Raw genomic sequence first — 12,272 nt, 5'->3', positions numbered from 1 at the left:
CAGCAGAACGGGCGGTTACCTCAAGTACAAAAAATTCAAGCAACTTTTTTTGTACTTTTTTAGATAGTTTACAGTGTGTTATCTTCATTTTTAAAGGGTAACATAACTGCCAATCTAATACAGCCCCAAATTTTTTTCTGCAAACAAAGTTTACCATTTATTCAAAACATTATTTGAAACACTCAAAACGTGGTAACCATATCACCTATATCTTTTATCTTCCAAACAACCTTATGTTCAGACAGCCTTATCTAAATAAATAATAAAAGCCCTGCTTTTGCGGCAGGGCTTTGATAGTGCGATATATTCAGACAACTTTAACCGATAAATTCAACATGGTTATCCAAAATAGTACTGAGGGTTTGACCTGAAGCCATTCCTTTGAAAGTGATACTGTTGTTATAAGTTTGGCCATCGCTGCCCACACCGGTAAAGCTCAAGGTATGAGTTGCATCATTCCAAACAGCACCTTTCAACTGAGCAGGGCTTACCAAGTCGGCAAACACTACTTTATCCACACCGGCCTCAAAATCAGTAATGATATCTTGACCACTGTTGCTGTTGGCCAGGAATACAAACTGATCGGCACCTTCACCGCCAGTCAGCGTATCGTTTCCGGCTCCGCCAAACAGAATGTCATTACCGCTACCACCGTTTAGCGTATCATCTCCACCATCACTGCGGCCATCCAACAAATCTTGCCAGTTGCTACGGATATAGCTATTGATTTGATCGCCGGTAGCATCAACACCACTGTTATCAGTCCACTTAATGTACTCTTTCAGCGCATTAATACTTTGGCCATCATGGTTATCTGCTGTATATACAGTACCAGTGTTAGCATTCACCCAAGACAGATGATCCGTGTTGATTGTATCACCAAACAGAATATCATCACCTGCACCGCCGCTGATTACATCATTTGAAACGCTGTCCAAATGAATTTGGGTAGTACCATGTTGCAATGCGGCATCCAACTCGTCAGGATTGCTAACAATTGTTGACTCACCGGTGTAGCCACTCAGCTTAACAGTACTGTAGCCTGACGGTGCAAAATAATTTTGCCATTCTTGTTTATACACCAACCCACTATCAGAAGTATTATCAAAATACTTCAATGTAGTATCAGCAATACCTTTTGAGAATCCGATAGCATGTACATCAGAAACAGCTGCTAACCCTTTAAAGCTAGACAAGGCGGCATCCATTGATGTTTGTGTTACATAAGCACCATTAATCCAACCGGTTGTACCATAAGTAGTCGGTTCACCATCAGTTAAGAAATAAGTAACATTCTTATAGCCATTTGATGAAACGCTATTTAGCCAAGTTGTCGCATCACGGAAAGCATCATCATAGTTGGTTGCATCCGTAAATGTTAAGCTATTAATCTTATTGATTAATTGATCAACATTGCTGCCATTCAAGTCTTTTATGCTCAACTGCATATTTGATACTTTGTTGAAAGTCATGAATGCAACGTTAATCTTACCATCATGCCCGGCCAAATCATTTGCCAACTTCAACAATGATTTCTTAGCCATCTCACCATAAGTCAAACCATTAGCCGCTTTAAAGAAGTTCATACTGTTCGAATTATCCAAGAGGATCATTACATTGTAATTAGCCCCCGGGGTAATGATGATTTCAGAACCGCCTGTATCGCCGACCAGTACATCATCTCCATTGCCACCTGTAATAACATCAGGCTTGTTAGTGCCAATAACAGATTTATCGCTGGCACCATTAATCGTAATAGTCAGCTGGGCAGTACTACGGTCACCGTCTGCATCAGTAACGGTATAACTGAAGGTTTCTTTCAGAGTTTCACCGTCTTTCAATGCTTTAACAGCTGGGTTTGCAGAGTTCAAATCGTATTTGTAGTTACCTGCTGCATCCACCGTCAAGACACCGTAATTTCCAGTTGGTTTGGCAACACTTACAGTTACAGGCGTATCCGCACCAATTACATCATTCGTCAACAAGTTACCGCTTACGCTAGCATCTCCCTCATTGATGGCCTTCGCATCATTAGCTGCAACCGGAACAGTATCTGTAATGACGACATCCAAGCTGTCCATCACCATATTACCCGCTTTATCACGTACGGTTACGATGAAGCTGTCACGTACTGATAAATCTCCCTGGCTGTGATCTTGTGCTTTATTAGCTTCTTTATAAGTGTAAGAAACCACACCGGTAGAAGCATTGTATTCGGTAATCGTCAAGGTACCTTTAGCAGTGGTAATAACTACAGGCGTAGAAGTAGTAGCAGAAGTTACATCTTTGCCACCAACGGTCACGGAAGCTACACCATTACTATCGCTAACTTTAATAATACCGCTTACGCTAGCACCTGAAGCCTCTTTCACTGCAAGATTGGCGTCATTCACAGATACAGTCGGATTAACAGTATCAATACTACCTAAATCTCGTGCCCTTGCTTCATTACCGGCCGGATCTTTTACGGTAACTGTTGCAAGATAATTACCGTCCGCAAGCGGATTCGGAACATCTGCACGGTATGTACCATCTTGCTGCACTACTGCCGTGAAGGTTTGTACTTGGCTATTGCTGTCTGTAACAGAAATAGTTACTACCGAACCGGCAGGTGCATTCGTCGTACCTGTAATAGTCGGTGTATTGTCATTACTGTTATCAGGAGCATCCACAGTAATATTCGGAGCAGTCAAGTCGGTAGCTTTGGTTACGTCTACGTCAGTAGCTGTATTACCTGCTTTGTCGGTAACGCTGGCGCTAAAGCTGTAAGCTTTACCGTCGGTAATCCAAGCAGCTCCCGCAGGTACGGCAGTACTCCATGTACCGTTAGTCACGGTAGTGGTGTAGCTGGCTACTTCTTTAGTGCCGTCCAATACTTTCACGACTACGGTCTGACCGTTCTCCGCATCGGTTACACCCGATACGTTGAAGCCGTTTTGTTTGTCGGCCGCATTGATTACAGCATAGCCGTCGGCATCGGTCGCACCTTGGTTCTCACCTGCAATGTGGTTGATATCGATAGAGACCTTTCCATCCACTGTGTACGGACGGGTAGCAGTTATCGTACCGGTATTGCCTGCCGCGTCTGTAGTCGTGATGCTGGCATCTACTACCTTATCCGCATCGGCCGCCAAATCGCTACCTTTGACTTTAACGGTGAAGTTACCTTGTGCATCTACTTTGCTTGTGTAACTGTTGCCGTTAACCACTACGGTTACGACGTCTCCGGCTTTAAATTCACCGCTTACTTTGCCTACCACCGGAACTTCAGCAGCAACAGATTCTTGGCCGTTCAATACGTCATCACCTGCCACACTGCTGATAACCAGTTTGGTCGTATTGGCATTCGGAGCAGTCAAGTCGGTAGCTTTGGTTACGTCTACGTCAGTAGCTGTATTACCTGCTTTGTCGGTAACGCTGGCGCTGAAGCTATACGCTCTACCGTCGGTAACCCAAGCAGCTCCCGCAGGTACGGCAGCACTCCATGTACCGTTAGTCACGGTAGTGGTATAGCTGGCCACCTCTGTGTTGCCATCCAATACTTTCACAACTACGGTCTGACCGTTCTCCGCATCGGTTACACCCGATACGTTGAAGCCGTTTTGTTTGTCCGCCGCATTGATTACAGCATAGCCGTCGGCATCCGTCGCACCTTGGTTATCACCGGCAATGTGGTTGATGTCTATAGTAGGTGCTTTGGTATCAACATTAACACTGTCGCTGCCTTTGGGGCCGGTATTGCCGGCCGCGTCGGTTACGGTCGCGCTTACTTCTAGCGGCCCGTCCGTCGGAATCTTGTCTTCCGGCACGGTTACGGTAACACCGCCCGCGATGTCTTCCGGCGTCAGCTCTTTGGTAAAGTCCGGTTTGCCGTCGCCGTCATAGTCAACTTCCAATACGTCGCCCGGCTTCGCGTCTTTCGGCGGGGTGATCAATACTTCTACGCCGCCTTTGGCTTCTTCGCCGTTCACATAGCCGTCGCCGCCGTCTTTGATTTCAACTGTCGGCGCACCCGGTGCTTGGGTGTCGATCTCGGCGCTGTCGCGGCCTTTCTCGCCGCTGTTGCCGGCTGGATCGGTCACCCAGGCCTCTACGGTCAGGGTCTTACCTTCGCCGGGATTCTTAACGCCCGGTACGTCTACGCTGCCTTTAACGATGTCGGCTTCCGTCAGTACGTGGCTGAAGTCGGGTGTGCCGTCGCCGTTGGTGTCGACGTTCAGCGTGTCTCCCGCTACGGCTGTCGCCGGCAGCGCTACGTTGACGCCGATGTCGCCGTTCAGTTCTTTACCGTTAATGAAGCCGTCGTTGTTCGCGTCTTCGGTAATGGTCACGATCGGTTTGCCCGGTGCGCTCAGTTGCAGACGGGCGCTGTCGTTAACCGGACCGGCGCTGTTGCCTGCCGCATCACGGATAGAGGCGGTCGCTACGAAGTCGGTGTTGTCACCCGTCGGATTGAATTTCACGTCCACGTAACCGGCTTTTACTTGCTCCGGTGTCAGCATGATCACTTTGTCGGTATTGCCGCTGCCGCTTACCGTCAGGGTATCGCCGGCTGCCGCGCCTTCCGGCAGGGTAACGCGTACATCGATGTCGTTGCCTTTCAACTCGGCCGCGTTGATGTAGCCGTCGTTGTTGGCATCTTCGGTAATTTCGATCACCAGACCTTTGTATACGGTAGTGTCTACGGTGGCGGAATCGGTACCCGCCGGACCGGTGTTACCGGCTACGTCGGTTACGGTCGCGCTTACTTCGATCTTACCGCCGTCTTGCGGTGCCGGCAGGGTAACTTCTACTTTGCCTGCGGCAATTTGTTCGGGCGTCAGTACGACTTTTTGTTCGTTGCCGGCGTTGTCGGTGACGGTCAGGGTATCACCCGCAACCGCTCCTTTCGGCAACTCTACCGATACGTTGATGTCGCCGTCCAATTCGTCCGCGTTGATGTAGCCGTCGTTGTTTTTGTCTTCAACGATGGTGACTACCGGTGCGCCAGGCTCGTCCAGTTTCAACGTCGCTTTGTCTTCGGCAACATTGCTCTTATTGCCTGCGGCATCGCTCACTTGCGCTGTGGCGACAAACTCGGTGCCGTTGCCCGGTGCGGTGAAGCTGGTGCTGACTTTGCCCGCATCGATATCGGCCTGGGTCAGCGTGATTTCTTTCGGGGTGTTGCCCGTGGCGGTCACGACCAGCAGATCACCCGCCACTGCCTGTTTGGGCAGGGTAACGGTAACGTCGATGCTGCCTTGCAGCTCTTCTTTGCTGATGAAGCCGTCGTTATTGGCATCTTCGTCAATCACGATGCTGACGCCGTCTGAAACCAAATCGCTCAGATCCAGTTTGGCGCTGTCGCGGCCTTCCTCGGAAACGTTGCCGGCTTTGTCCGCAATCACTGCGGTCACAACCATTTCGCTGCCGTGGGCCGGTGCGTCGAATTCGGTGGTCACGTAGCCTTTGGCTTTGTCTTCGGCCGTAACGGTCACTTCTTTGGTAACGCCGCCCGAAGTCACTTTCACAACGTCGCCTACGGATACTTTGTCTCCGTCGAAGCTGACTTTAACGTCTACCGCGCCATCCAGCTCTTCGCGGTTGATGAAGCCGTCGTTATTGGCATCTTCGGTAATTTCCACTACCGGTGCTACGCCGTTGTTCGGTACGGCAGTATCGGCTTGGGTGCTGTCGCTGCCTTTGGGGCCGGTGTTGCCCGCCGCGTCGGTTACCGTCGCTTCAACCACCAGTTTGCCATCCGTCGGAATCTTGTCTTCCGGTACGGTTACGGTTACCCCGCCCGCAATGTCTTCCGGCGTCAGCTCTTTGGTAAAGTCCGGTTTGCCGTCGCCGTCATAGTCAACTTCCAATACGTCGCCCGGCTTCGCGTCTTTCGGCGGGGTGATCAATACTTCTACGCCGCCTTTGGCTTCTTCGCCGTTCACATAGCCGTCGCCGCCGTCTTTGATTTCAACCGTCGGCGCACCCGGTGCTTGGGTGTCGATTTCGGCGCTGTCGCGGCCTTTCTCGCCGCTGTTGCCGGCAGGATCGGTCACCCAGGCCTCTACGGTCAGGGTCTTACCTTCGCCGGGATTCTTAACGCCCGGTACGTCTACGCTGCCTTTAACGATGTCGGCTTCCGTCAGTACGTGGCTGAAGTCGGGTGTGCCGTCGCCGTTGGTGTCGACGTTCAGCGTGTCTCCCGCTACGGCATCTCGTGGCAACGTTACAGTTACATTGATATCACCATCTAATTCATCAGAACTGATATAGCCATCATTATTTTTATCTTCGATAATAGTTACAACAGGAACACTTGGCGCCATTGTATCTACCGTTCCAGGATCAGTAGCAGTAGCTGTTTTACCAGCCTTATTATTCACAGTTGCTTCAGCAGTATACTCTCCATCAGCCAAAGGCTCTTTTACATCCACTTCATAGGTGCCGTCATCTTTAACTGTAGTAGTAACTGTTTGTTGCTTGCCTTCCGCGTCTGTAATCAATACAGAAACTGTTTGTCCCGGCTCAGCATCAGTCTTACCACTAATAGTCGGGGTATTATCATTAGTCAGGTCTGGCGCATCAACTGTGATTTCAGGAGCAGGAAGCTCTGGAACTGGAGTATCGTTATTATTACCCCCTTGCGCTCCCAATGCGGCCAACGGCATCAAAGCCAATAACCATAATGGATTCGGCATCCATAAAGCTTGGATCACTTCTCCACCCAAAGCTTGACCGGCTTGTACTTCTTCAGCCAGCAAGGTTACCGCATCCTCCGGAAGGGTACTTTCTGGGATATAGGGATAAATATTACCGTTCTCATGCTGCCCGATCAGCAAGCTATCTTTATACGCACTGGTTTTACCCGAGTAGTATCCCTCAATCACTAAATCGGGATTAGCAATATCTGTACCTTCAACCGCTACAAACAAGTCGTCCCCAACACGCTTAATCATGATATTTTCAGGGCCGAACTGAGTTAGGTCATCAATAAATTGATAATTCACACCCGGTTGCGCCGCAATACGGACAGCCTCACCACTGGCAGTCTGAATTTTGATGCTTTCCACTACTTCTTTAGCATTATTAATATTGAGCGTAATGTTTTTCGCCATTTGATTCACCTTATCTTTTCTATTTTATTTGATATATGTATTTATTTTTACTAATTTATTTTGCAGCTTTTTCACCATGAAGCAGAATCTCTACCCTACGATTAGGCTGATCACACTCTTGGCGAGCTTTGGCATTTTTCGGATGTTGAGCACGGCAGTTAGTTACCAACAACTCTTTTTTACCGCGTCCCTCGGCAACAATCATTCCACCTTGGAGGCCACTTTCCATCAACGCTTTTTTCACAGTAGCAGCACGAGCAGTCGACAATTTATTGTTATAAATATCACTACCTTCCGGATCGGTATGACCGATTACGGAAATGCTGCTGACCCGATTGAGATTTTGCTTGATATCATCAGAAACTGCAGCTACCTCACGTTTACCCTGAGGCAACATATCTTTATATTCGGAACGATCAAATTTAAATAAAGCCGAAGCCTGCAAGCTGTATTTTTTCAATACTTCGGCACATTGGCTGGCTTTTGATACGCGTGACAAAGTATGGTTTTGCTGCTGAACGCCTTTTAAATCAGCCTCAGCCTGCTCCGGAGTTACGGGTTCCAAAGCCGGCTGGCCATTATTGTTGGTAATTTTAAAGAAAGATACAGCCGCCTCAGGAAGATTATAGTAATCCCCTAAGTCGGCCTTTTTACGATATGCGCGATCTTGATTTGTAAAATCCGCATGGAAACGTTGATTTTGCGCACATACTGTTTCCTGACGGTATGCATTGGGCTGCAGCGAACCCAGATATTCACCATTTACATAAATATTTACCGTTGGTCCGTCAATTGCGTCACTAGATCGGTAAAACACTACTGAAGAGCGCCCCTCTGGAACTGAAGTGCTGTATACAATGTCTTTAGTATCAACCCAAGTCACTTTAGAGTGAGTGACGCAACCTGTAGCGAAAAACGGTAACAAAACCCAAACTAAATGGCGACGAGAAAACATCATGACAGGCTCCTAATTTTATTTGAATATAAATTTTAATAAATTGTTTTAATTTTAAGAGGTTAACTTAAGACAGAAACATCCCCGATATATCTGCCGAAACAAAATCCCCAGCAAATCGGCAGACAATAGATAATAACCCCTTTACTATATTTAAGATGATAAAGGCATTTTATCTCGCATTTCTTTAGCATACCTATACGGTTAGTTAACCTGATAAGTGGTAGTTTCACCCGTTACTTTTCTGCAACAATCCGCTTTACACAAGTAATTTAGAGTAATCAGCTTAGGATATAATTCGAATATTCAAATTTATCCGGCGACCAATCAAATATTCCACTTGAAATTTAAACCCGTCTTGCACTATATAATCCAAGTATTTTCTATCCGAAAAATCCATCACTTAATAATAATTTTCAGCTAAAATAGCAGTCTTTTTTCAAAGCAAACTTCACCGACATGCGCCTTACCCATATTAAACTTGCAGGGTTTAAATCTTTTACCGATCCCACAACCATTCACGTACCGGGACAACTCGTTGCAGTAATAGGCCCAAACGGCTGCGGAAAATCCAACGTAATCGATGCAGTTCGCTGGGTACTGGGAGAGGCTTCCGCCAAGCAATTACGCGGTGAAAGCATGCAGGATGTGATTTTTAATGGTGCGGCGACCCGCCGTCCCGCTCCACGCGCTTCTGTAGAGCTTGTTTTCAATAATGCAGACCACTCTCTACAAGGACCGTGGGGGCAATATGCTGAAGTCAGTATCAAACGCCAACTGACCCGACAAGGAGAATCCACCTACTTTATCAATAATCAAGTTGTCCGCCGCCGAGATATCACCGACCTTTTCTTGGGAACGGGTGTGGGCGCGCGTGGTTATGCCGTTATCGAACAAGGCATGATTTCCCGGATTATCGAAGCGCGCCCCGAAGAGTTACGTGCATATATAGAGGAGGCGGCAGGCGTATCTAAATATAAAGAGCGGCGCAAAGAAACAGAAGGCCGTCTGAAAGATACCCGCGAGCATTTGCAACGTTTGGCAGATTTGCAAAACGAATTGGCCCGCCAGGTTGAAAAACTTGAAAAGCAAGCCGAAACGGCCCAACGCTACAAAACCCTTACACAACAGCTATCAAAGCAACAAGATTTACTGGATTACCTGCAATGGCAACAAGCCTTGGCTAATGCAGACAAAGCTACTGCACAACACCGGCAGTTCCAACAACAACAAGACGAAACGGCCGCGCAAATCCAAGCTTTGACAGAACAAATTCATGCACTGCAAGCTACAGAGCAAGCGCAACAGATACAAGTACAAGATATCAGCAACCGTCGCAGTGTGCTGCGTGAACAAATCGCCCGCCTAGAAGAACAAATCCGCCACCAACAAACCCTACACCAGCGTATCGAACGTGATAAAGCAGCGGCACAAGCCCAGTTGCAGCGTATCCACCAGCAACAGCAAGAAATTCATGCGGAGATTGAAGAACACGATATCCAAATTGAAAACAAGCAAGTTGAGCTAGCCGAACTGGCGATGCAAGTTGCCGAGCATGAAGAACGCCTGCCCGAGCTTGAAGAAGCGCAATCTAATTTAAACAATGCATTCCAAGCCCAACAAGACGAATACAACCGTATCAAGCGTGAATTGGCTCTCAAACAACAACAGTTGGCTCACGCCCAAGCAACCGTCAAACAGCATGCTCAGCGCCGCCAACGCTTAGACGAAGAAAATAAGGCCTTGAACCTGCCCGCCGGAGCAGATACCGAAGCAGCGCAAGAGCAGGCAGCCTTATTGCAAAGCCAACAAGAACATTATGAAGAACAATTGCTGGCTGCGGAAACACAACTTGAAACCCTGCAAAATGATTTTCAGACGGCCTCGGCGAATCATCAGTCAATTCAACAGCAACACATCACACTAACCGCCCAACAACAGGCTCTTACCCAATTACTTGCGCAAGACAATGCCAACAGCGATTTCTGGCAGCATACCGACGCTGTAGAAATGCCCCAACTTTGGCAACACATACAAGCACCAGCCCAATGGCAGCATGCCCTAAGTGCATTTCTGGCCGAACGACTGCATGCCCGAGCCGTACCAGTTACATTCCACCCTCCTACCCCTCTACCGAACGGGCGGGCAGCTTGGATCGACAACAAACTCAGCAGCGGCCTAAAAAAATCACTGCCGGCTCAGGCCCTTCTTAACCAAATTCATGCTCAAGGCGCATTCCAAGCTGCTTTGCACCATTGGTTGGACGGCGTATTATGCGCCCCGGATCTAGACTATGCCCTTGCCCACCAAGGCGACTTACAAGGCAAACAACTTTGGCTTACTCCAGAAGGACACCAAGTCGACCGAGCCGGCGTATTACTTTACGCAGAGGCAGGGCAAGAAAATCTAATTTCCCGTAAGGCCCGCTTAGACGAGCTTAACACCGAATTGGCTACACTCACACCAAAGCTGGCGGCAGCAGAACAACAACGTAACCAAAGTCATAGCGCCCTTCTTGCCGCCGAACAACACTATAAAAACCTACAACAGCAGCAGAAGCAACACAATCAACAGTACCAGGCCGCTCAAACCCGTGCAGCCGAACTACTGGCCCGTACCAACCAAGGGCAAATCCGCCGCGAACATATCACCCGGGAACTACTGCAACTCGAAGAAGAGCAGCTGATACTCGAGCAAACTTCAGACGGCCTCGAAGACGACATCGCCACACTCACCGAAGCATGTTCGGAGCTGGAAACACAACAACAAACCACTTCGGGCAGCCGCCAACAGCAACAAAACCAACTCAAGCAGGCGCAACTCGCCCTTTTAGAAGCCAATCGCCAATACGGCTTGGTCGAAGTAGCCGTACACAAACTGCAACAGCAAAAACAAAGTCGAGAGCAACAGCTTGTCCAGCTCGAGCAACAAACGCTTGACTGGCAGGAACGCCAAAGCGAACTGGCACTGGCTTACGAAGCCGAACAGCAAAATGACGAACAACACATCAAACTACAAAGTTTGGGTGAAGAAGTACAAACCTTGGATGAAGCGTATCTCGGTATCCAAGATCAGCTTTCAGCCACACAGGAACAAGGGCGGCAACAATATACACAGCAACAGGCTCTATCGGCAAAACTGCCCCAGCTGCAAGCCGCCACACAAACCGCCCTGCTGCAACAGCAAGAAGCCTTGCTTAATGCCAAACGTTTCCACGAAAATCTCGCCGTTCGCAATGCTGATCTAAGTGAACTCGAAAACCTCGCAGATGCCTCGGGTAATCTCAACGCACTAAGTGAAGATATCAGCAATTTGGCACAAAAAATCCAAGCACTCGGTGCCGTAAACCTGGCCGCACTGGAAGAGCTGGAAGAAGCACGTGAACGCGACGGCTATTACCGAAGCCAAAGCGAAGACGTACAATCCGCTATTGATTTGCTCGAAGAAGCCATCTCTCAAATCGACGACGAAACAAAAGCGCGCTTTAAAGAAACCTTCGATGCGGTTAATGAAAAGGTACAAACCTTCTTCCCGACCCTTTTCGGCGGCGGCGAAGCAAAGCTGCATATGATAGGCGACGATTTGCTCTCAGCGGGCGTATCCATCATGGCCCGCCCGCCCGGCAAGAAAAACAGTACTATCCACCTGCTCAGCGGCGGAGAAAAAGCCCTTACCGCCATGAGCTTGGTGTTCGCACTCTTCAGCCTAAACCCCGCACCTTTCTGCCTGCTGGACGAAGTCGATGCACCGCTGGATGACGCCAATACCGGCCGCTTCTGCAATCTGGTGAAAGAAATGTCGGCACAAACCCAGTTCCTCTATATTTCCCATAACCGGCTCACCATGGAAATGGCCGAACAGCTGATCGGTGTAACCATGCAGGAAAAAGGCGTATCGCGTATTGTGGCCGTTGATATCCAACAAGCACTCAGTATGGCCGAGCCTGCATAATTTGCCACAATTGAAACAGGCCGTCTGAAAATATCCGTAAGAAAATTCAGACGGCCTCAATATTTATAACCCGATAAAATAGAAAACACATCATATCTAATATCGGTAACAGGCTTACATACATATTTATATTATGCCGATAAAAAGATTATTCCTCGCGGCTATTACACGGCCACAAACTATTCTTGTAAAGTTTCAGACGGCCTCTAAAAAGCCGAAAAACAAATCTGCTTAAACAGCAAATACAACAATAAAATGCATATCCGCAA

General features: G+C 48.3%; 3 protein-coding genes and 1 pseudogene. 1 reads left to right on the top strand and 3 read right to left on the bottom strand.

Translation table 11 applies throughout. The annotated features are described in order from the left end of the window. The 3 genes and pseudogenes from ACEPPX_RS08925 to ACEPPX_RS08915 all read right to left on the bottom strand — a co-directional run. Positions 1-88: pseudogene (locus tag ACEPPX_RS08925) on the bottom strand (IS1595 family transposase); the annotation flags it as partial. A 229-nt stretch (positions 89-317) separates the two neighbouring features. After that, the gene (locus ACEPPX_RS08920; RefSeq protein ID WP_416623729.1) at positions 318-7,097 is read right to left on the bottom strand and encodes an Ig-like domain-containing protein; all 6,780 of its coding nucleotides are present in this window, start codon (positions 7,095-7,097) and stop codon (positions 318-320) included. Positions 7,098-7,152: 55 nt separating this feature from the next. Next, on the bottom strand, positions 7,153-8,055 hold the full coding sequence (locus tag ACEPPX_RS08915) for an OmpA family protein (RefSeq protein WP_235284623.1): 903 nt from the start codon (positions 8,053-8,055) through the stop codon (positions 7,153-7,155). Between the two features lie 456 nt (positions 8,056-8,511). Between ACEPPX_RS08915 and smc the strand changes: the two genes are divergently transcribed. Continuing rightward, entirely contained in the window at positions 8,512-12,003 is a 3,492-nt protein-coding gene (gene smc / locus ACEPPX_RS08910) for a chromosome segregation protein SMC (RefSeq protein WP_416623728.1), read from the top strand. Positions 12,004-12,272: the final 269 nt, after the last annotated feature.

Origin of the sequence: Neisseria sp. S1, from assembly GCF_048060015.1 — a bacterium.
GTDB lineage: Bacteria > Pseudomonadota > Gammaproteobacteria > Burkholderiales > Neisseriaceae > Neisseria > Neisseria arctica.
The sequence above is the reverse complement of the archived record's forward strand: the minus strand, read 5'-3'. Positions and strand labels throughout refer to the sequence as shown.

Bases quoted from the DNA above. Each gene is read 5' to 3' on its own strand.
- smc (WP_416623728.1), top strand. From the start codon at position 8,512: ATGCGCCTTACCCATATTAAACTTGCAGGGTTTAAATCTTTTACCGAT.
- ACEPPX_RS08920 (WP_416623729.1), bottom strand. From the start codon at position 7,097: ATGGCGAAAAACATTACGCTCAATATTAATAATGCTAAAGAAGTAGTG.
- ACEPPX_RS08915 (WP_235284623.1), bottom strand. From the start codon at position 8,055: ATGATGTTTTCTCGTCGCCATTTAGTTTGGGTTTTGTTACCGTTTTTC.